Source organism: Herbiconiux sp. SALV-R1, from assembly GCF_013113715.1.
Lineage (GTDB): Bacteria > Actinomycetota > Actinomycetes > Actinomycetales > Microbacteriaceae > Herbiconiux.
Map to the genome: position 1 here is coordinate 1,636,128 of NZ_CP053344.1, position 21,754 is coordinate 1,657,881.

Annotated in this window: 15 protein-coding genes; 5 read left to right on the forward strand and 10 right to left on the reverse strand. The window is 70.2% G+C overall.

All coding sequences use genetic code 11. The annotated features are described in order from the left end of the window. Positions 1-98 precede the first annotated feature (98 nt). Positions 99-1,124, forward strand: a complete 1,026-nt coding sequence (locus tag HL652_RS07935; protein ID WP_171704833.1) for a 6-phosphofructokinase — start codon at positions 99-101, stop codon at positions 1,122-1,124. On the opposite strand, the gene HL652_RS07940 is transcribed toward HL652_RS07935, so the two are convergent. The 9 genes from HL652_RS07940 to HL652_RS07980 form a co-directional block, all read right to left on the reverse strand. Next, complete coding sequence (locus HL652_RS07940) at positions 1,085-2,044, reverse strand: 5-oxoprolinase subunit C family protein (RefSeq protein WP_171704834.1); 960 nt, start codon at positions 2,042-2,044, stop codon at positions 1,085-1,087. The two genes, HL652_RS07935 and HL652_RS07940, sit on opposite strands and share 40 nt — an antisense overlap. Next, on the reverse strand, positions 2,034-2,717 hold the full coding sequence (locus HL652_RS07945; RefSeq protein WP_171707243.1) for a 5-oxoprolinase subunit B family protein: 684 nt from the start codon (positions 2,715-2,717) through the stop codon (positions 2,034-2,036). The genes HL652_RS07940 and HL652_RS07945 overlap by 11 nt, the downstream gene beginning before the upstream one ends. Then, on the reverse strand, positions 2,717-3,478 hold the full coding sequence (locus HL652_RS07950; RefSeq protein ID WP_171704835.1) for a LamB/YcsF family protein: 762 nt from the start codon (positions 3,476-3,478) through the stop codon (positions 2,717-2,719). Before HL652_RS07950 ends, HL652_RS07945 begins: the two co-directional genes overlap by 1 nt. 3 nt (positions 3,479-3,481) lie before the next feature. After that, positions 3,482-4,099 carry a dephospho-CoA kinase gene (coaE, locus tag HL652_RS07955; RefSeq protein ID WP_171704836.1) on the reverse strand — a complete coding sequence of 206 codons (618 nt, stop codon included), beginning with the start codon at positions 4,097-4,099 and terminating at the stop codon, positions 3,482-3,484. Between the two features lie 111 nt (positions 4,100-4,210). After that, a complete protein-coding gene (rpsA, locus tag HL652_RS07960; RefSeq protein ID WP_171704837.1) occupies positions 4,211-5,662 on the reverse strand; it encodes a 30S ribosomal protein S1 in 1,452 nt (483 codons plus the stop codon). 105 nt (positions 5,663-5,767) lie between these two features. Continuing rightward, complete coding sequence (locus HL652_RS07965; RefSeq protein WP_171704838.1) at positions 5,768-8,365, reverse strand: helix-turn-helix transcriptional regulator; 2,598 nt, start codon at positions 8,363-8,365, stop codon at positions 5,768-5,770. 56 nt (positions 8,366-8,421) lie between these two features. Further along, positions 8,422-9,429: an epimerase gene (locus HL652_RS07970; protein WP_171704839.1), complete on the reverse strand. Its 1,008-nt coding sequence runs from the start codon at positions 9,427-9,429 to the stop codon at positions 8,422-8,424. Next, positions 9,426-10,139 (reverse strand): DUF4166 domain-containing protein, encoded by a 714-nt coding sequence (locus HL652_RS07975; protein ID WP_171704840.1) that lies wholly within the window; start codon positions 10,137-10,139, stop codon positions 9,426-9,428. The genes HL652_RS07970 and HL652_RS07975 overlap by 4 nt, the downstream gene beginning before the upstream one ends. 58 nt (positions 10,140-10,197) lie before the next feature. Further along, entirely contained in the window at positions 10,198-11,874 is a 1,677-nt protein-coding gene (locus HL652_RS07980) for a DUF885 domain-containing protein (RefSeq protein ID WP_171704841.1), read from the reverse strand. Between the two features lie 121 nt (positions 11,875-11,995). On the opposite strand from HL652_RS07980, the gene HL652_RS07985 reads away from it, so the two are divergent. Genes HL652_RS07985 through HL652_RS07995 form a run of 3 tightly spaced genes read left to right on the forward strand, consistent with a single transcriptional unit; the run spans position 11,996 to position 17,858 of the window. Then, the gene (locus tag HL652_RS07985) at positions 11,996-12,757 is read left to right on the forward strand and encodes a hypothetical protein (protein ID WP_171704842.1); all 762 of its coding nucleotides are present in this window, start codon (positions 11,996-11,998) and stop codon (positions 12,755-12,757) included. Beyond that, positions 12,754-14,376 carry a DNA polymerase Y family protein gene (locus tag HL652_RS07990; protein WP_171704843.1) on the forward strand — a complete coding sequence of 541 codons (1,623 nt, stop codon included), beginning with the start codon at positions 12,754-12,756 and terminating at the stop codon, positions 14,374-14,376. The genes HL652_RS07985 and HL652_RS07990 overlap by 4 nt, the downstream gene beginning before the upstream one ends. Before the next feature lie 56 nt (positions 14,377-14,432). Continuing rightward, positions 14,433-17,858 (forward strand): error-prone DNA polymerase, encoded by a 3,426-nt coding sequence (locus HL652_RS07995; protein WP_171704844.1) that lies wholly within the window; start codon positions 14,433-14,435, stop codon positions 17,856-17,858. Positions 17,859-18,520: 662 nt separating this feature from the next. On the opposite strand, the gene polA is transcribed toward HL652_RS07995, so the two are convergent. Further along, complete coding sequence (gene polA / locus HL652_RS08000) at positions 18,521-21,226, reverse strand: DNA polymerase I (protein ID WP_171704845.1); 2,706 nt, start codon at positions 21,224-21,226, stop codon at positions 18,521-18,523. Positions 21,227-21,337: 111 nt separating this feature from the next. Here polA and HL652_RS08005 point away from each other — a divergent pair, with 111 nt between their 5' ends. Next, positions 21,338-21,754 (forward strand): PaaI family thioesterase, encoded by a 417-nt coding sequence (locus HL652_RS08005; RefSeq protein ID WP_253743841.1) that lies wholly within the window; start codon positions 21,338-21,340, stop codon positions 21,752-21,754.

Sequence of the window (21,754 nt, forward strand, 5' to 3'; positions counted from 1 at the left end):
ACACCAGCGTCGGTGCTCGCTCACAGCGTGAGCGCCCGCCCGCACCCGGCAGCGCGCGGGCTCCCAACCTCATCCACCACATCGAGGCAGGCATCACCATGCGAATCGGCATCCTCACCTCCGGCGGCGACTGCCCCGGGCTGAACGCGGTCATCCGCGGAGCCGTGCTCAAGGGCACCGAGATCAACGGCCAGGAGTTCGTCGGCTTCAAAGACGGCTGGCGCGGCGTCGTGAACGGCGACATCTCCCCGCTCGAGCGCAGCGACGTGCGCGGCATCGCGAAGCAGGGCGGCACCATCCTCGGCACCTCCCGCACCAACCCGTTCGAGGGCAACGGCGGCCCCGAGCGCATCCAGGAGACCCTCGACGCCCTCGGCATCGACGCCATCATCGCCATCGGCGGTGAGGGCACGCTCGCCGCCGCGAAGCGGTTGACGGATGCTGGGCTCAAGATCGTGGGTGTTCCGAAGACCGTCGACAACGACCTCGACGCCACCGACTACACCTTCGGCTTCGACACCGCGGTCGAGATCGCCACCGAGGCGATGGACCGCCTGCGCACCACCGGCGACTCGCACAGCCGCTGCATGGTCGCCGAGGTGATGGGCCGGCACGTCGGCTGGATCGCCCTGCACTCCGGCATGGCGGCCGGCGCCCACGCCATCCTCATCCCCGAGCAGAAGACCAGCATGGAGCAGGTCGCCGCCTGGGTGAAGAGCGCCGCCGACCGCGGCCGCGCCCCGCTCGTCGTGGTGGCCGAGGGCTTCAAGCCCGATCACGAAGACGACGCGCACTCCGAGCGCGGCCTCGACGCCTTCGGCCGCCCGCGCCTGGGCGGCATCGGCGAGCGTCTCGCCCCCATCATCGAAGACATGACGGGCATCGAGACCCGCGCCACCACGCTCGGCCACATCCAGCGCGGCGGCGTTCCCACCGCCTACGACCGGGTGCTCGCGACGCGACTCGGCATGGCCGCGAGCGACATCGTCGAGGCGAAGGAGTGGGGCCAGATGGTCGCGCTGCGCGGCACCGACATCGTCACCGTCGGCTTCGAGGAGGCGCTCGGCCGCCTCAAGACCGTGCCTCAGCGCCGGTACAAAGAGGCGGCGATGCTCTTCGGCTGATCGCCGAACCGCACCTGATCGCCCGGTCTGAGCTGGGCGATCAGGTCGAGCGACGGCTCGTCGATCACGCCGATGACGGGGTACCCTCCGGTCACCGGATGATCGCGACCGAACACGACGAGCTCACCTCCCGGCGGCACCTGCACCGCACCCGCGACCATCCCCTCGCTCGCCAGCTCGACGTCGCGCCACCGGGGCAGCCGTTCGATCGGACGCCCACCGGCGAGCCGCACCCCGACGCGATTCGACTCCGCCCCGACGGTCCACGGCTGCTCGAGCAGACATCGCCACCCCTCGTCACCGAACCAGTCGTCACGCGGCCCACGGGCGATCCGCAGGGGCGTGCTCGACGGGCCGTCCCGCACGAGGACGGGCGGAATGAACTCGGCAGCCGGCCAGGCGCCGTACTCGTCGCCGAGCGGCAGCCTGTCCCCCGCTGCGAGTGGTGCCGGGCCGAGGCCGCTCAGCACATCCGCCGATCGGCTTCCGAGCACGCGTTCGACGGCGACCCCGCCGCGCACCGCGAGATAGCTGCGGAGGCCCCGCTCCGGCGGCAGCACCGTGACCACGTCGCCCGCGAACGCCGTGAACGACCACCCGACCGGATGCTGCACCGGCACGCGTGGGCGACCTCCAGCCGTCGCTGCCGTCGGGACCGGCTCGACGAGCACCAGCCCCGCAGCGCCGGCCGTGGCGAGGAGGGCGGTTCTCGTCACCCTGATGCTGAGATCGCCGAACGTCGTCTCGATCACGGCGGCGTCGGACCGATTTCCGACGAGCCGGTTCGCCGCCGCGGCCGCCGCTCGATCCGCCGCGCCCGACCCCGTGACGCCGAGGTGGGCGTGGCCGGGCCGACCGCGATCCTGCACGAGCGCGAGCGGGCCGGTGGCCAGCACCTCGAGCGCCGCCTCACTCCGCACGGAAGAATCTCACGGTCGTGCCCGGCGCGAGAAGCGCGGGCTGAGCGGCATCCGGATTCCACAGGGCCGCATCCGTGTGGCCGATGATCTGCCAGCCGCCTGGCGATCGCCCCGGGTAGACGCCGCAGTAGCCCGCGGCGAGGGCGACCGACCCGGCGGGCACGGCGGCGCGCGGTGTGCTGCGGCGCGGCACGTCGAGACGGGAGTCGGATGCGGTGAGGTACGCGAATCCCGGGGCGAAGCCGATGAACGCCGACGTCCACGCGCCCCCGGTGTGGAGGTCGATGACTTCGTCGACGGAGACGTCGAGGAGCTCGGCGACCGCTCCGAGGTCGGGGCCGTCGTAGTGCACGGCGAGCTCCACCGCATCGTCGTGCGGTCGGCGGGCGTCGGCGTCGGCCGCTATCGTCGCGGTGGAAATGGACGGTGGTGCGGTGATCGTCGACCTCACCCAGGCCTCCGTGGCGTTGAGGCCGACCTGCCTTGAGTCGATCACCACGAGAACGGTCCGCGCCGCGGGAACCAGCTCGACCACGCCGAGACGCGCGAGTTCCTCTCCCGACGAGGCCCGCAGCATCCGATACCCCTGCAGCGTCTGCACGGAGTCGGCGAACTCGACGAGCAGTGCCGACTCCCCCACCCGCCGCACGTCAGGGCCCGCGAGTGCGCCCATCACGCCACGAAGGAGCCGATCGTGAGCCCCGATTCCTCGAGGCCGGCGCGCACGGTGCGGGCGATGGCGACGGCACCGGGGGTGTCGCCGTGCACGCAGATGGTCTCGGCACTGAGGGCGATGTCGTGGCCGTCGATGGAGGTGACGACGCCTTCGAGGGCGAGCCTGCGCATCCGCTCGGCGATCTCGGCGGGGTCGTGCAGCACGGCACCCGGCTCGCGGCGTGAGACGAGCGTGCCGTCGGAGCGGTAGGCGCGGTCGGCGAAGGCTTCCGGCACGAAACGGAGGCCCTCGGCCTCGGCCTGGCGTGACACCTCGGAGTCGGGCAGGCCGACGAGCGCGAGCGAGGGGTCGAGGCTCACGAGGGCGTCGACGACGGCTCCCGCCTGGAGCTCGTCGTGGACGATGCGGTTGTAGAGCGCGCCGTGCGGTTTGACGTAGGAGACGCGGGTTCCTGCGGAGGCGGCGAGCCCCTGCAGGGCGCCGATCTGGTAGACGACGTCGGCGAAGAGGTCGTCGGCGGGGAGGTCGAGGTCGCGCCGGCCGAAGCCGCGCAGGTCGGGGTACGACACCTGCGCCCCCACGACGACCCGTCGGGCCGCGGCGAGGCGGAGGGTGGCGAGCAGCCCCGTCGGGTCTCCAGCGTGGAAGCCGCAGGCGACGTTCGCGCTCGAGACGACGTCGAGCATGGCCTCGTCGTCGCCGAGCGTCCAGGCGCCGTACGACTCGCCGAGGTCGGCGTTGAGGTCGATGGTCGGCACGGGTCAGCCCTTCGTCGCGTGCGCGAGCAGGGTCGGCCAGGCCTCGTCGACCTGTTGCAGCGTCTCGGCGAGCGTCCCGCCGGAGTCGATCACGATGTCGGCGAGCGCGCGCCGATCGGCATCGGAGGCCTGCGACCCCACCCGGCGCGCGGCTTCCTCGGGTGACATGCCTCGCAGCTCGACGAGGCGGGCGATGCGTTGTTCGGCGGGGGCCTCGACGACCACGATGAGGCCGAACTGGCCGTCGCGGCGGCCGCCCGTCTCGGCGAGGAGGGGGACGTCGTAGACGACCACCGCATCCGGGTCGCGCTCCGCGATCTCGGCGAGGCGCTCCTTCAGCAGCTGCGCGACGGCGGGGTGGGTGATGCCGTTGAGGTCGAGTCGTGCGGCGTCGTCGGAGAAGACGATGGCGCCGAGCGCCGCGCGGTCGAGGGTGCCGTCGGCGGCGATGACGGATGCGCCGAACCGGTCGGCGATCGCCGCGAGACCCGGGGTGCCGGGCTCCACCGCCTCGCGGGCGAGCTTGTCGGCGTCGATGACGATGGCGCCGTGGTCGGCGAACCGCTTCGCCACTGTCGATTTGCCGGCGGCGATGCCCCCGGTGAGGCCGATGACGTTCACGGTCTCATGCTACTGGGGTGCTGTCGAGGCTCCGTCGCCGGAAACGGCGGATGGCCGCCCCCGAGGGGACGGCCATCCGTGGTGCTGATGCGGGAGCTGACGCTCCGCGACTCAGTTGTTCGAGCTGAGCTTCTCGCGCAGAGCGGCGAGGGTCTCGTCGTCGGCGAGGGTGCCGGCGCCGGTCGACTCGCTCGAGAACGAGGAGGAACCCGAGGGGATGTCGCTCGCCAGGGCCTCGGCGTTGGACGCCGCGACCTGCTTCTTGTGGGCCTCCCAGCGAGCCTGGGCCTCGGCGTACTCCTGCTCCCACTTCTCGCGCTGAGCGTCGAAGCCCTCTTTCCACTCGTTCGTCTCGGGGTCGAAGCCCTCCGGGAACTTGTAGTTGCCCTGCTCGTCGTACTCGGTGAGCATGCCGTAGAGGGCGGGGTCGAACTCGGTGCCCTCGGGGTCGACGCCCTCGTTGGCCTGCTTGAGGCTCAGCGAGATGCGGCGACGCTCGAGGTCGATGTCGATGACCTTGACGAACACCTCGTCGCCCACCGAGACGACCTGCTCGGCCAGCTCGACGTGCTTGCCCGAGAGCTCGGAGATGTGCACCAGACCCTCGATGCCCTCGGCGACGCGCACGAACGCACCGAACGGCACCAGCTTGGTGACCTTTCCGGGTGCGACCTGGCCGATGGCGTGGGTACGGGCGAACACCTGCCACGGGTCTTCCTGGGTGGCCTTGAGCGAGAGCGACACGCGCTCGCGGTCGAGGTCGACCTCGAGGATCTCGACGGTGACCTCCTGGCCCACCTCGACGACCTCGGAGGCGTGCTCGATGTGCTTCCAGGAGAGCTCGGAGACGTGGACGAGACCGTCGACGCCGCCCAGGTCGACGAACGCACCGAAGTTGACGATCGACGAGACGACGCCCTTGCGGACCTGCCCCTTCTGGAGGTTGTTGAGGAAGGTGGTGCGGCTCTCCGACTGGGTCTGCTCGAGCAGAGCGCGGCGCGACAGGACCACGTTGTTGCGGTTCTTGTCGAGCTCGAGGATCTTCGCCTCGATCTCCTGGCCCAGGTACGGGGTGAGGTCGCGAACGCGGCGGAGCTCGATGAGCGAGGCCGGGAGGAAGCCGCGGAGGCCGATGTCGACGATGAGGCCACCCTTGACGACCTCGATGACCGAACCGGTCACCACGCCGTCGGCGTCCTTGATCTTCTCGACGTCGCCCCAGGCGCGCTCGTACTGGGCGCGCTTCTTCGACAGGATGAGACGGCCTTCCTTGTCCTCCTTCTGGAGAACGAGGGCCTCGACACTGTCGCCGACCTGAACAACTTCGCTCGGGTCGACGTCGTGCTTGATGGAAAGCTCACGCGAAGGGATGACGCCCTCCGTCTTGTAACCGACGTCGAGGAGGACCTCGTCGCGGTCGATCTTCACCACGGTGCCTTCGATGAGGTCTCCGTCGTTGAAGAATTTCAGAGTCTTTTCGACCGCGGCGAGGAAGTCTTCAGCAGATCCGATGTCATTGATGGCGACCTGCTTGGTTGCCTTGTCGGTCGTTGCGATTGTCATGTAGTGGGTGCTCCGTTATGGACATGGTTCGGGCCTGGCGCGATGATCTTTCTGGTTTTTCCGCGACAGGCGGGCGGATGGAAGTCACAGAAGTGACGCTCAAGTCTAGCTTTTGTGCTCGGTGTGGTGCAACGTCGTCGTGCACCTCCCTATTCCGGCCTCGGCGAGCGGAGCCGGCGCTCCCGTCGCCGCGGTCAACGACGACGACAGCTCGCTGCGACTCCGGATGCCGAGTTTGCGGAAGATCCGCAGCATGTGTGTCTCGACAGTACGGATGGACAGCACGAGCACATCTGCCACTTCCCTGTTGGACATCCCGGTCGAGGCGAGCCGTGCGACTTCGAGTTCCCTCGACGACAAGGGGCTGGTGACGACTTCGGAGAGGAAGAGCTGGGCCGGCGTGTCGCACAGACGGATGGCCTCATCTGCACGGCGGGCGGCCGACGACGCATCCCGGGAGCGAGCAGCGGCTGCATGCAGCCGGGATGCGCGAGAGTACGCTTCGGCGGCGTAGGCATGAAGCCCGATCGTGGCCGATGCTTCGCCAGCGGACTCGAGAGCGAGAGCCCGTGCGACTCCATCGGGGTCGGACGTGTCGACACCGGGTTCGAGCAGAGCTGCCATGGCGCGCGCGAACTGAAGTGCCACGTCGATGCAACGGCCCTCCACGAGGGGTGCGAGGGTGTCGACACCTTCGAGTGCTTCCGCACCCGCCCCGGCCCGCACTGCCTCCACCGACGCGACGATGCTCGACAGGAACAGCCCGTCTTCACGATGGGCCTCTGCCGCCGCGCGAAACATCGTTGCGGCCGCCTCGCGTCTTCCCGACGACGCTTCGATCCACGCCTGAGCTTGTTTCGTCCAGCCCTCGAGGAAGGGTTGGCCCTGAGACACGAGCTCCAGTGGCGCGAGCGTAGCAGCAGCCTCGTCGGGCCGGCCTGCGGCGGCGAGTGCCATGCACAGACCGGCTCTAGCCAGGAGACCCGTCTCCACATGCCCGTGTCTGGCCAGCTCGGTCAGGGCGCGACGCAGCAGCACGACCGCGGCCGCCGAGCGTCCGGACGAGAAGGTGACGATTCCCGCCATCCACTCGGCCAGCGATTGTTGGCCCCCGTGTCCACGTGCCCCCGCTTCAGCGGCGAGAGCAGTGGCGCGCGAGATCGTCGTGTCCAGCGGCAGATCGTAGGCGCTCGCGAAGATGCGCTCGAAACGTGCTCGGAACGGATCCGCGTTGGCGGAGAGCAACACCTGTTCCGCCTCGTCGGCAAGGGACAGCGCCGTCGTCAGCTGGCCTCGCAGTGTCGCCATGGCGGCGGAGATCGCGAGCCTTTCCCCCTCCAGCACTGCAGCTGCTTCCGCCACGCCTGCAGGCCGGGCAGGCGCGGACGATGCTTCGTCCGACAAGGCCATGGTGTTCAGCTGCACGGGCGACACCGGGTTCTGCTCGGACGCTTGGCTATCGGTCTTCTCGACGAGGCCCCAATGCGGGTTCGCGCCGTCGAGGCGATCGGAGATCAAACGGAACAGCTCCTCCCGGGCGCGCAGTTGAGACACCTCCAACTCGTCGATCTCGAGTGCCTGCACCCGCGCCAACGCATCGGTCCAGCGACCGAGTTGCGACTCGGCAGACGTCAGAATCAACTCGGCGGCGCTCCCGGCGCCGTGGGCAAGGGCCAGGGAGGCGAGTCCGTGGGCCAATTCCGTTCGGGACGTTCGGAGGGCCAGTTCCGCTGCTGCCGTGAGCGCAACCGGATCCACGGGCCGTCCCATCACCAACGACAGCCTCGCGAGCGTGACGAGTTCGACCGATCCGAGCGCCTCGGAGGGCTGTACCGCCAAGGTGTCGACGAGGGCCTCGCACAGACGTCGGTGACGCAGCCGGCCAAGAGTCTGAGGAAGGAGCAGCTCGACCACCGGATCGCGCATTCTCAGTCGGAGCTCACCGTCATCGTCTCGTACCTCGATCACGCCCTCGGACTCGAGCTGTTCGAGAAAGTGAGCAGAGACAGGCTCCCCGTCGGACACGGCGGCGGAACTGCTCCGCAGCCGGTCGACGCCGAGCCCGGGAGCGAGGCAGATGAGATCGAGCGTCTGCTCCACATCTGTGCCCATGGCGATGATGGCACTCCGCTGCATGATGACTGCACGGAGTTCCTCATACCGAGGCATGCCCTGGGCCAGCCGCCAGCCGTCGCCGTCGGAGACGAGCGCTCCCGAGGAGCGTGCCTCACGCAGCGCCTCCCTGAGTATGACGAGGTCTCCGCCGCCGCGTTGCGGAACGAATGCTGGTACCGCGGAATCGTCGATGACCCCACCGACGAACCTTTCCGCCACCTGAAGTGTTGCAGCCCCGTCGAGAGCCGGGAGTTCGACCCTGGTCACGGCGCCCGCGCGCCGGAGTTCGTCGACCACCGGATAGACGGTGCGAGTCCGCGCCGCCAGGAGTGGCAGAACCGATCCGGCTTTGACTGCCTCGACGAGCTTCTCTGCCTGAGCGGGCATCAACCGGTCGACATCGTCTCCGACCCAGAGCCGCCGCCGCGTCTTGTCGTCGAGTCGCTGGATGACCCGTCGCATCAGGTGTGTGCGCCCCGAACCGCGTTCACCCACGAGAATGACCCCCCGGTCGGCCGCAAGTTCTGCGACGACCCGTTCCTCGCAGACGAACCGATCTGGGTCGTGGGTTGTCTGTGCCGTCGTCATCGCCTTCCCCTCCCCGGATGCATCATTCTTGCGCGCAGGCGCTGGGCGCACCAGCCTTACCTCGAGCCACGGGTTCCCGACCGTGACGGACTGCCGATGATCGCCGCGAGGGCCTCGTCGTGGTGGGGGTGGAGGAAGGTGTAGCCCGCGGACTGGAGGCGTTCGGGCACGACCCAGCGGCTCTTCAGCACCAGTTCGGTCTCGGTGCGGATGACCGCCGAGCCGAGCTCGAGCATCCAGCGCCAGGTGGGGAGGCCGAAGCGGGCGCCGACCGCTCGTCGCACCGAGGCCATGAAGGTGCGGTTGTCGGTGGGGTTCGGCGCGGCGGCGTTCACCGGGCCCTCGAGTTCGGGGTGATCGTCGAGGAAACGGATGATGCCGATCACGTCGTCGAGGTGGATCCAGCTGAAGCGCTGCCGACCGCCGCGCGAGCGCGGCCGGTAGCGGTGGTAGGTGCCGGCCGCGAGGCGCTCGCGCGTGGCCAGCCAGCGGCCGTCGAACTGGGGGCCGCCGAGGCCGAAGCGGGCGAGGGTGCGGATCGGCGCGAGCGCGCTGCCGTCGCCGAGCACGATCGCCATGCGCAACGCCACCCGCCGGGTGCCGGGGAGACTGCCGCGGAAGAACTCCTCCTCCCAGCTGGTGGCCACGTTCACCGAGAAGCCCTCGCCGATCTCACCCTCCGACTCTGTCATCGGGCGGTCGTCGGCATGGCGGTAGATGGTGGCGGTGGAGGCGTTCACCCAGAGGCGGGGCGGGTTCTCCGCCTGCGCCACCGCCTGGTGCAGGGCACGGGTGGTGTCGAGGCGCGAGCGGAAGATCTCGGCACGGTTCGCCGCGGAGTACCGGCAGTCGACGCTCTTGCCCGCCATATTGATGAGCAGGTCGGCACCGTCGACGAGGCCGGCGAAGGCCCGGGGATCGCCCCAGCGGGCGTCGGGACCGTCGCGGCCGAGGAGCGCGACCTCCGCTCCCTCGTCGCGGTAGGCGGCCGCGATGCGGGTGCCGATGAAGCCCGAGGCGCCGGCGAGCACGACGCGGCGGGGGCCAGGGCGGGGTGCGTTCACGCGTGCGGTCCGTCGGTCAGGTTGCGAGCATCCGTTGCGTCTTCGGTGTTCTGCGCCGCTCTCGTCTCGGGTCGGAGCTCGTAGTGGAAGGTGCCGGTGTACTCGTAGAGGCGGCCGAGGACGGGGGCGTCGACCCGCACGGTCACGCGCTGCGCCCCCTCGCCGCCGTCGGCGGTGTCGTCGTAGCGGTCGACCACGGTCACCTGGGGAGCGAGGAGGGCAGGCACCTTGAAGAAGTGCGAGCCGAGCCGCACCTCGAGCCTGGTGGACTGCAGATGCAGCTCCCCGCGCACCACCCTCGCCGAGAGGCGCACCCGCAGCAGACGGTCGGTGCCCAGGTGGTCGACCAGCCCGTCGGGGCCGGGGTTCTCGGCGGTGATGGCGTCGATCATGGTGGCGGGACCCGAGCCGAGGTGGAAGCGCCGCACGGCGAGAACGGCGGTGCGCCCGTCGCGGTCGACGAGCGGCGCGTTCACGACGGTGAAGGGCACATTCTTCTCCCAGACCGGGAAGACGATGTTCTGGGCCGCGAGCATCCTGAGGGCGGGGCGCAGCCAGCGACGCGGGCTGCCCACCACCTCGAACACGCCGTTGCCGTAGCCGCGCTGCCCCTCGGGAACGGCGGACACGTACCGTCGCAGCACGGGGTGCAGGTCGTCGAGCGCCGATCCGACGGTGAGCTCGTACGGTGATCGAGGTGCGGGAGCCATGAGTCGACGCTAGCGGAGGCGGGTGGGGAGCGGGATCGGACGCCGGGATGTGGGTGAGTCAGGCCAGGAGGGTGGAGCGGAGGGTGTCGAGGCCGACGCCACCGAGGTCGAGGGCGCGGCGGTGGAACTCCTTCGAGGAGAAGGCCTCCTTGTCGCGGGCGCGGGTCTCGTCGCGGATCTGCTCCCAGATGCGCTGGCCGACCTTGTAGCTGGGGGCCTGACCGGGCCAGCCGAGGTAGCGGTTCACCTCGAAACGGATGAAGGCGTCGTCCATATTCACGTTCTGGCGCATGAAGGCGAGAGCGTACTCCGCATCCCACACCCCGGAGCCGTCGAGGCGCGGCTTGCCGAGGTGCACGCCGATGTCGAGCACCACGCGGGCAGCGCGCATGCGCTGGCCGTCGAGCATGCCGAGACGGTCGGCGGGGTCGTCGAGGTACCCGAGCTCCTCCATGAGGCGTTCGGCGTAGAGCGCCCAGCCCTCGGCGTGGCCGCTGGTGCCGGCGAGCTGGCGCCGCCAGGTGTTGAGCGTCGCCCGGTTGTAGACGGCCTGGCCGATCTGCAGGTGATGGCCGGGAACGCCCTCGTGGTAGACGGTGGTGAGCTCGCGCCAGGTGTCGAACTCGGTGACGCCCTCGGGAACCGACCACCACATGCGGCCGGGGCGCGAGAAGTCGTCGGTGGGGCCGGTGTAGTAGATGCCGCCCTCGGTGGTGGGGGCGATCATGCACTCGAGGGTGCGGATCTCGGCGGGGATGTCGAAGTGGGTGGCCCCGAGCTCGGCCACGGCGCGGTCGCTGGTCTCCTGCATCCAGGCCTTGAGGGCCGCGGTGCCGTGGAGCTTGCGGCTCTGGTCGCCGTCGAGGTGGGCGATGGCCTCGGCCACGGAGGCGCCGGGGAGGATCTCCTCGGCGATCGCCTCCTGCTCGCGCACCATGCGGCCGAGCTCCTCGATGCCCCACTCGTAGGTCTCGTCGAGGTCGATGGTGGCGCCGAGGAAGCGCCGCGACTGCAGGGCGTAGAGCTCGCGGCCGACGGCGTCGTCGAGGGTGGCGGCGGGCGCGAGCTCGTTCTCGAGGAACTGGGCGAGCTTGGAGTACGACTCCGAGGCGGTGCCCGCCGCGCGCTCGAGATCGGCTCTGAGCGACGCGGGCAGCTCGCCCTCGGTGGGGGCGGCCCCGGCGACGAGGGTGCTGAAGAAGTTGTCGGGGCCGGAGTTCTTGCGCACCTGGGCGAGCACCTCGGCGACCTGGCGCCTGGCCGGGGTGACGCCCTTGCGCATGCCCTCCCGCAGCGTGACGATGTAGCCGTCGACCGCCTCCTCCACCGCGCCCAGCCGCCTGGCCACGACGGCCCAGTCGTCGACCGTGCCGGTGGGCATGAGGTCGAAGACCTCGCGGATGTGCTGGCTGGGCGAGTCGATGACGTTGAGGTCGCGCAGGTGAAGCCGGGCGTCGGAGCTCGCCATGGTGAGTCGCAGCTCAGCGGAGAGGTCGGTCTTGGTGACCTCGTCGACGGCGTCGACGGCCTCGGCCCGTGCCAGCTCGGCGAGGGTGGAGGAGACGGCGGCGACCTCCCGCTCGTGCCCCTCGGGCGAGAGGTCGCCGTAGCGGTCGTTCGCCTCGGTGCGCCCGATGTAGGTGCCGATCACCGGCTGGAGGTCGACGAGGGTGTCGACCCAGCGCTCGGCGATGCGGTCGATCTCGGTCTGGGGGCGTTCGGCGGGGCTGCTCATGTGACCGACCCTACGACACCGCACCGACATCGTGTCAGTGGTCGATGGCAGCCTGTGGAGAGCTTTCCACAGGGCTTCGACCGCAATTGACTTCCTCGAACATATGTTCGAATATGAGGGCATGGCCGACGCAGCACTCGCTCTCTCCTCCCCCGCCACGGCGGGCGAGGAGATCGCTCGGCTGCAGTCGCGCATCCGGGATATGCAGAGCACCCGGCTCGACACCAGGGCCGTGCGCACGCACCCCGCCCTCGCCGGGCTCCTCCCGGGAGGGTCGCTCCGCGTCGGCGCCGCCTATTCCGTCGAGCAGTCGACGGCCCTCGTCATGGCGCTCATGGCGGGCCCCTCGGCCGACGGTCTGTGGTGCGGTGTGGTCGGTATGCCCGACTTCGGCATCGAGGCGGCCTCGCGCTTCGGCATCGACCTCGAGCGGCTCGCGCTCGTGCCCGATCCGGGAGAGGAGTGGCTGGCCGCCACGGCCGCGATGGCCGACGTGGTGGGGGTGGTGGTCACCCGGGTGCCGGGGCGGGTCTCCGACGCGACGGTGTCACGGCTCCAGGCGCGCATCAGGCAGCGCGAGTGCGTGCTCGTCGTGCTGGGCAGTTGGCCGCAGAGCGAGGCCGTGCTGCGGCTCAGCGAGAGCAGCTGGTCGGGCATCGGCGCGGGGCACGGCTATCTCGCCGCGCGCCAGGCGATGGTCACCGTCACCGCGCGCACGGGTCGGCCCCGGCGCGGCCGGTTGTGGCTCCCCGACGGCGAGGAGCTGTTCCGGTCGGTGCACGGCGTGCCCGGCGAGGTCGCGCCCGAACCGCGCGAGACCCGCCGTGCGGGAGACGAGCGCGCGCGGCGGTGGCCCCGCGCCGTGGAGGAGCTCGCGGGATGAACGGGTTCAGAACGATGGTGGTGTGGTGCCCCGACTGGCCCGTCGTGGCCACGGCCGCCGCACACGGTCTCCCGATCGACGAGCGCATCGCCGTCATCGACAAAGGGCTCGTCTACGCCTGCTCAGAGTCGGCGAGGAGCGAGGGGGTGCGCCGGGGGCTGCGGCTGCGGGAGGCCCAGTCCCGGTGCACGGGGCTGCGCGACCTCCCGCTCGACCCGGTGCAGATCAACCGGGCGTTCGAGCCGTTCATCGCCGCGCTCGAAGACATGAGCCCTCAGGTGCAGGTGATGAGGGCGGGCAGCTGCGCCCTGAGGGCGCGCGGGCCGCGACGCTTCTACGGTGGCGAGCATCCTGCAGCACTGGCGTTCCTCGAACGCTTCGCCGAGCTGGGTGTCACCGACGCCCGGGTGGGCGTCGCCGACGGGCTGTTCGCCGCCGAGCAGGCGGCCCGCCTGCCCGGGGTCGACCTCATCCGCATCGTGCCCGAGGGCGCCTCGCCCCGCTTCCTCGCCGGGCTGCCGCTGCACGCCCTGCACGAAGAAGAGCTGCAGCTGCTGCTCTGGCGGCTCGGCATCCGCACCCTGGGCGACTTCGCCGCCCTCCCCGCCGACGACGTGCGGGCGCGCTTCGGCGAGCCGGGGGCGCGGGCCCACGCCAAGGCGGGGGGCGCCGATCCGCGTCTCGTGGTTCCGCGGGTGCCACCCGAGGTGAGGGAGAGCGTGAGCCTGTTCGAGCCGCCGCTCGAACGCATCGACCAGATCACCTTCAGCATCAGGGCGGAGGCCGATCGTTTCGTCGACGAGCTCGCCGCGGCACGTCTGGTCTGCACCGAGCTGGTGGTGCAGCTCGAGACCGAACGTGGAGAGACCCGCGAGCGCAGTTGGCTGCACCCGCGCTGGTTCAGCGCCGCCGATGTCGTCGACCGCGTGCGGTGGCAGCTGCAGGGCGGCAGCACGATCGAGAGCGTGCTCTCGGCACCGGTGAACCGGGTGCGGCTGGTGGCCGAGACTGTCGACGACAGCTCGGCCCATGAGACCGGTCTGTGGGGCTCCGGTTCGGAGGAGCGCATCCATCACGGGCTCTCCCGCGTGCAGAGCATCGTGGGGCACGAGGGGGTTCTCACGGCGACCATCGGCGATGGCCGTTCACCCCGGGAGCGGCAGAAACTGGTGCCCTGGGGAGACAGCCTCGCGCCGCGACGCTCGACGAGCGTCGCGAGCGGGAGCGCGCGTCGCTCCAGGAGTCGTGCGGGGAGCGGGTCGTCGACGGCGGAGCAGGGCGAGAAGCCCCCATGGCCGGGCAGTCTGCCTCCACCCCTTCCGACGACGGTGTTCGAGGTGCGGAGGCAGATCCTTCTGGTCACCCACGACGGCGCGGTGGTCGACATCGACGACAGCGGGGAGCTGCTCGGCGAGCCCGCGCGGTTCGCCGCATCGGTCTCCCACCGAGACCTGCGCCCCGTCGCGGCCTGGGCCGGGCCCTGGCCGATGGCCGAACGGTGGTGGGACGCCGCCTCCGCCCGCCGGGTCGACCGCATGCAGGTGGTCGACGCGGAGGGCACCGCGTGGCTGCTCGCGCTCGAGCACCACCTCTGGTGGGCGGAGGCGCGCTATGACTGACAGCATCCGTCTGACAGTCGGTCGCGCATCCTGCACCCCGCAGAGGAGGCGATGAGATGGGCTTCGACAACCCCGCCATCTCATGGTCGGAGCTGGAGCGCACCCTCTCGGGCCGCACCAGGCCCGGGCCGCCCCCGGGCGACGGCGTCACCCAGTCGGCCAAGCGCGCCCCCTACGACCCCGCGCTGATCGACGCGACGGGCCATGACGAGCCGGATGAGCCCGACACCCCCGTCGTGCCCTACGCAGAGCTGCACGCCCACTCGAACTTCAGCTTCCTCGACGGAGCGTCGTCGCCCGAGTCGCTCGTCGAGGAGGCGGCTCGGCTGCGGCTGAACGCCCTCGCCCTCACCGATCACGACGGCTTCTACGGCGTGGTGCGTTTCGCCGAGGCCGCGGAGAAGCACGGCGTGGCCACCATCTTCGGGGCCGAGCTCTCGCTCGACCTCAGCAAGCCGCAGAACGGCATCGCCGACCCGGAGGGCTCGCACCTCCTGCTCCTGGCCCGCGGCAAGGAGGGGTACCACCGCCTGGCCGGTGCCATCACCTCGGCGCAACTGGCCCCGGGCGCCGAGAAAGGCAAGCCGCTCTACGATCTCGACGAGCTGGCCGGCCATGCCCAGGGCGGCTGGACGGTGCTCACCGGCTGCCGCAAAGGGCTGGTGCGCCAAGCTCTCGAGCGGGAGGGCGAAGCGGCGGCGGGGCGCGAGGTCGACCGCCTGGTCGACCTGTTCGGGCGCGAGAACGTGCTGGTCGAGCTGATCGATCGGGGCGATCCGCTCGACAGCACGCGCAACGACACGCTTGCCGCACTGGCCGCGGCACGCGGGCTGCCCGTGGTCGCCACCGGCAACGTGCACTACGCCAGCTCGGAGCAGCACCGGCTCTCGCAGGCACTCGCCGCCGTGCGCGCCCGCCGCAGCCTCGACGAGCTCGACGGCTGGCTCCCCGCGGCTCCGACCGCCCGGTTGCGCTCGGGCGCCGAGATGGCTCGCCGCTTCGCCCGCTACCCGGGCGCCGTGGAGCACACCGTCGAGGTGGCTGCCGATCTCTCCTTCGAGCTGCGCATGGCGAAGCCCCGACTGCCCCGCCAGGAGGTGCCCGAGGGGCACACCCCGATGTCGTACCTGCGCATGCTCGTGCTCGACGCCGTGCCGCGCAAGTACCCGAACGCATCCCCCGACGACTGGAGCCGCATCGAGAAGGAGCTCGCGGTCATCGAGGAGAAAGACTTCCCGGGGTACTTCCTCATCGTCTGGGACATCGTGCGCGAGGCCCGACGGCTCAAGATCCTCTGCCAGGGGCGCGGCTCGGCAGCCAACTCGGCGGTCTGCTACCTCCTCGACATCACCGCGGTCGACGCCATCGCGCGTGACCTCCCGTTCGAGCGCTTCCTGTCGAGCATGCGCGACGAAGAGCCCGACATCGACGTCGACTTCGACTCCGAACGGCGCGAGGAGGTCATCCAATACGTCTACACGAAGTACGGCCGCCGCAACGCCGCGCAGGTGGCGAACGTCATCCAGTACCGCCCGAAGTTCGCCGTGCGCGACATGGCCAAGGCCCTCGGCCACAGTCCCGGGCAGCAAGACGCCTGGTCGAAGCAGATCGAGCGCTGGGGGCCGATGGTCGAGAGCGACGACCACGACATCCCCGCCCCGGTGATCGAGCTCGCCACCGAGCTGCTGAAGTTCCCGCGTCACCTCGGCATCCACTCCGGGGGCATGGTGCTCACCGACCGCCCGGTGGGCGAGGTCTGCCCCATCGAGAACGCGCGCATGGCCGACCGCACGGTGCTGCAGTGGGACAAAGACGACTGCGCCTGGATGGGCCTCGTGAAGTTCGACCTGCTGGGGCTCGGCATGCTCTCCGCCCTGCAGTACACGATCGACCTGGTGCAGGAGTCGACGGACCGCGAGTGGAACCTCGACTCCATCCCCAAGGAGGAGGAGGCCGTCTACGACATGCTGTGCCGTGCCGACTCGATCGGCGTGTTCCAGGTTGAGAGTCGGGCGCAGATGGGAACACTCCCCCGCCTCCAGCCCCGCACGTTCTACGACCTCGTGGTGGAGATCGCCCTCATCAGGCCGGGGCCCATCCAGGGCGGGGCCGTGCATCCGTACATCAGACGCAAGCTCGGCTTCGAGAAGATCACCTACCTGCATCCGAAGCTCGAACCGGTGCTGGAGCGCACTCTCGGGGTGCCGCTGTTCCAGGAGCAGCTGATGCAGATGGCCATGGCCGTCGGCGACTGCTCGGCCGAAGACGCCGATCTGCTGCGCCGGGCGATGGGTTCCAAGCGGGGGCTCGAGAAGATCTCGAGCCTGCGCGAGAAGCTCTACGCGGGCATGGCCGGCAACGGCATCACCGGCGACGACGCCGACATCATCTACAAGAAGATCGAGGCCTTCGCGAACTTCGGCTTCGCCGAGAGCCACTCCACGAGCTTCGCCCTGCTGGTGTACGCGAGCTCCTGGTTCAAGCTGCACTACCCGGCTGCCTTCCTCGCTGCCCTGCTCCGCGCCCAGCCGATGGGCTTCTACTCTCCGCAGACACTGACGGCGGATGCGCGTCGGCACGGTGTGGAGGTGCGGCGCCCCGACATCCAGCGCTCGGGGGTGCTGGCCGGGCTCGAGCCGCTGCTGCTGGCCTCACCGCCCGGGAGCCTGGTGGAGGAGACCGGGCTCGACGGTTGCGTGCATCCGTCTCCCCCGGTGCCGCCCGACTTCGACCGGTCGGCGCCCGACCTCTCGGAGCTGCATCGCCGCGACGGCAAGCTCGCGGTGCGACTCGGGCTCGCCGAGGTGCACTCCATCGGCAAGGGGGTCGCCGAGCGCATCGTCGCCGAGCGCGCCGAGAACGGGCCCTATCTCAGCATGAGCGATCTGGTGCGCCGCGTGGGGCTCGACACCGGTCAGCTCGAGGCGCTCGCCACGGCCGGGGCCTTCGAGTCGCTCGGGCTCACGAAGCGCGAGGCGCTCTGGGAGGCCGGCAACGCCGCCCAGGAGAAGGCGGAGTACCTCGAGGGGACCTTCGTGTCGGTGCAGCCGCCCCTGCTACCGATGCTCTCGGCCGAGGAACAGGTGGTGTACGACCTCTGGGCGACCGGGATCTCGCCCGATGATCATCCGCTCGCGCACGTGCGGGAGGAGCTGCGCGGTCGGGGTGCCCTCTCGGTCGCCGATCTCGCCGCCACCGAGTCGGGGCGACGCATCGAGGTGGGCGGGGTGGTGACACACCGGCAGCGCCCGGCGACGGCGAGCGGCATCACCTTCCTCAACATCGAAGACGAGTCGGGGCTGCTCAACGTCATTTGCGGTGTCGGGGTCTGGAAGCGATACCGCCGGATCGCGCGGGACGCACCCGCCCTCATCGTGCGCGGCATCCTCGAACGCTCCGCCGAGGGCGTCATCAACCTCGTCGCCGACCGCTTCGAACCCCTCTCCCTCACCGCCCCCACCACCTCCCGCGACTTCCGCTGACCCGCCCCACCCGGCGCGGCGCGTCGCGCGGCTCCACCGCGCCCGCCACGCCCCCGAAGTGGATGGAGAAACCGGCTCCTCACGAAAACGGATGGAGGAAATGGCGGCTTAGAGCGGCCGCGTCCATCGAGTTCGGGCGCGGGTGGCGGCGAATCGACGGAGAATTCCGCCACCGGGGCCAAAAGACGGAGTCTCAGACGGCATATCCGCCGAGACTCCGTCTATCGGCGCCGAAGTGGATGGAGAAACCGACCCCTCACGGAAACGGATGGAGGAAATGGCGGCTACGAGCGGCAGAGTCCATCGAGTTCGGGCGCGGGTAGCGGCGAAACGACGGAGGAGCCGGGCGCTCGGGCGGAACGACGGAGTCTCAGACGGCATATCCGCCGAGACTCCGTCGATTGGGGCCGAAGTGGATAGGGGGATGGGGCGGCCGAAGTGGATGGAGAAACCGGCCCCTCACTGAAACGGGTGGAGGGGGTGGCGGCTGCGGGCGGGAGAGTCCATCGAGTTTGGGCGGGGGTGAGGGGCGAAACGACGGAGGAATGGGGCGCCCGCGCAGAAGGACGGAGTCTCGGGAGGGATTCGTGCCGAGACTCCGTCGTTTTGCGCGGCGCGCGGCGGGCGCGGCGCACGCGGCGCGCCGCGCGGGGCGCGGCGCGCTAGTGGGCGGCGGCGTCCCAGTTGGGGCCGTGGCCGACTTGCACTTCGAGGGGGACGGAGAGGGAGGCGGCGCCGCCCATGCGGGTGGTGACGACCTCGGCGAGGGCGTCCCACTCGCCGGGGGCGACGTCGAAGACGAGTTCGTCGTGAACCTGGAGGAGCATCTTCGACTGCAGGTCGCGGGAGCGGAGGTCTGCGGCGATGCCGATCATCGCGATCTTGATGATGTCGGCGGCGGTGCCCTGGATGGGGGCGTTCAGCGCCGCGCGCTCGTCGTTGTCGCGCAGCACGCGGTTGGCGCTGTTGAGGTTCGCGAAGGGGCGGCGGCGGCCGAAGATGGTCTCGGTGTACCCGTCGACCTTGGCCTGCACCACGACGTTGCGCAGGTAGTCGCGCACCCCGCCGAAGCGTTCGAAGTATTCCGACATGAGCTGCTTCGCCTCGGCCGTCTCGATGCGCAACTGCTTCGACAGGCCGAACGCCGAGAGGCCGTAGGCCAACCCGTACGACATGGCCTTCACCTTGGTGCGCATGATGGGCGTGACGTCGGCCGGGTCGACCGAGAAGATGCGCGCACCGACGAAGCGGTGCAGGTCTTCGCCGGAGTGGAAGGCGTCGATGAGCCCCTGGTCACCCGAGAGGTGCGCCATGATGCGCATCTCGATCTGCGAGTAGTCGGCGGTGAGCAGCGTCTCGTACCCCTCGCCCACCTGGAACGCCTGACGGATGCGCCGGCTCTCCTCGGTGCGCACCGGGATGTTCTGCAGGTTCGGGTCGGTCGACGAGATGCGCCCCGTCGACGAGCCGGTCTGCACGTAGGTGGTGTGCACCCGCTTGTCGGGTGCGATCGCCTTGTCGACGCTCTCGATGATCTGCCGCAGCTTCGTGGCGTCGCGGTGCGCCAGCAGCAGCCCGAGGAACGGATGCGGATTCGACGCCTGCAGGTCGGCCAGGGCCCCGGCGTCGGTGGAGTAGCCCGTCTTCGTGGCGCGGGTCTTGGGCATGTCGAGCTGGTCGAACAGCACCTCCTGCAGCTGCTTGGGCGAACCGAGGTTCACCTCGCGGCCGATGATGCCGAAGGCCTCGGTGGCGATGGACGCCGCGGTCTCGCCGAGCTCGCTCGACAGCGCCGAGAGCTCGGCGTGACTCACGGTGACGCCGGTGAGCTCCATCTCGGCGAGCACGAGCAGCACGGGCAGCTCGATCTCGGTGAGCACGCGCAGGGTGCGCTCGTCGAGCACGCCGGAGAGCGACTGCGCCACCCGCCACACGTACCACGCCTCTTCGGCGGGCCCGAAGGCGGAGTCGTTCTCGGGAACGAGCTGGTTCGGGTCGGGCGTGGGCAGCGTCTCGAGCAGGTGCCGGTCGACGAGCTGCGCGAGCGAGCGGTCGGCGCTGGAGTCGGGCTTCAGCAGCCACGCCGCGATGACCGGGTCGAAGGCGAGCCCTCCCACCTCGAGGCCCGCCGCGCGCAGCGCCTTGATCTGCTTCTTCGCGTCGAACAGGATCTTCGGGCTCGGCCCCGCGAGCCAGGCCTCGAGCGGCGCGTAGTCGGGGCTGTTCGGAATCCACGGCAGGAACACCGTCTCGCTGCGGGTGCCGAGGCCGAAGCCCACCGGGAACCCGTCGATGGTCTCGATGTGCACGGCGACCGCGTCGGCGACCGGCGAGTCGCCGAGAGAGCCCGCGGGCGCCGAGTGACGCCCCAGCCACCCGGTGAGCTCTTCGTCGAGCAGCGTCACCGGCGTCGGCGCGTTCTCGGCGGCGGCAGCTGCCGCGGTGGCCGCGGCCGCCCCCACCTCGGAGTCGCCCGAGAAGCCCTCGAGCTTCAGCACCCGGTCGAGCAGCGTGCGGAACTCGAGCCGCGCGAACACCTCGCGCACCAGCTGCTCGTCGGCCGGGCGCCGCTCGAGGTCGTCGGGGCCGACGGGCAGCTCGACGTCGGTGAGCAGCCGGTTGAGTTTGCGGTTGCGCACCACGTCGTCGACGTGCTCGCGCAGGTTGTTGCCCACCACTCCGCCGATCTCGTCGCGGTGCTCGAGGATGGCGTCGAGCGAGCCGAACTGGTTCAGCCACTTCACCGCCGTCTTCTCGCCCACCTTCGGCACGCCGGGCAGGTTGTCGCTGGTCTCGCCGACGAGCGCCGCGATGTCGGGGTACTGCTCGGGGCGGATGCCGTACCGGTCGAGCACCTTCGCCTCGTCATAACGCGTGAGGTCGGAAACTCCCTGGCGCGACGGGTAGAGCAGCGTCACGTCGTCGTTGACGAGCTGGATGGTGTCGCGGTCGCCCGAGACGACGAGCACGCGGTAGCCCGCCTCCCGCCCCTGCGTGGCGAGGGTGGCGAGGATGTCGTCGGCCTCGAAGTCTTCTTTCTCGATGGTGACGATGCCGAGGGCGTGAAGGCACTCCTGCAGCAGCGGGACCTGCCCGATGAACTCGGGCGGGGTCTCGCCGCGGGTGCCCTTGTACTCGGCGTACTCGCGGGTGCGGAAGGAGAAGCGGGAGACGTCGAAGGCGACGGCGAGGTGCGTGGGCTTCTCGGCCTTCAGCAGGTTGATGAGCATCGCGAGGAAGCCGTGGATGGCGTTCGTGTGCTGCCCGTCGCGGGTGGAGAAACTGTCGACCGGCAGGGCGTAGAAGGCCCTGAAAGCGAGCGAATGACCGTCGATGACGAGGAGGGTAGGCTGATCTTTGTCCGGCACACGGCAAGCCTACACACGGCCTCCGACAGCCAAATCAGACAGGATCACGCACCGATGACGCAGCAGACCGAGCCCCCCGCATCCGCAGCCGAACCCCTCCCGATCGACGTGATGGAGGTGTTCGGCTACCGCGGCATCGGCGCTCTCGCCGAGCGGATGGGCATCGAGTTCCTCGAGCTCAGCCCCGAGCGCTCGGTGGCCCGCATGCCCGTCGAGGGCAACACGCAGCCGCTCGGCCTGGTGCACGGCGGCGCCTACGTGGTGCTCGCCGAGAGCCTCGGCTCGACCGCGGCGAACCTCCACGCCGGCCCCACGAAGGTGGCGATGGGCATCGAGATCAACGCCAGCCACTCCGGCTCGGCGACGAACGGATGGGTGATCGGCACCTGCACGGCCATCCACCTCGGCAAGAGCCTCGCCACGCATCAGATCGAGGTCGACGACGAGAACGGCCGCCGGCTCTCGACGGTTCGCATCACGAACATCATCAAGGACCGACGGCCGAACCAGGTCTTCGAGAAGAGCTGA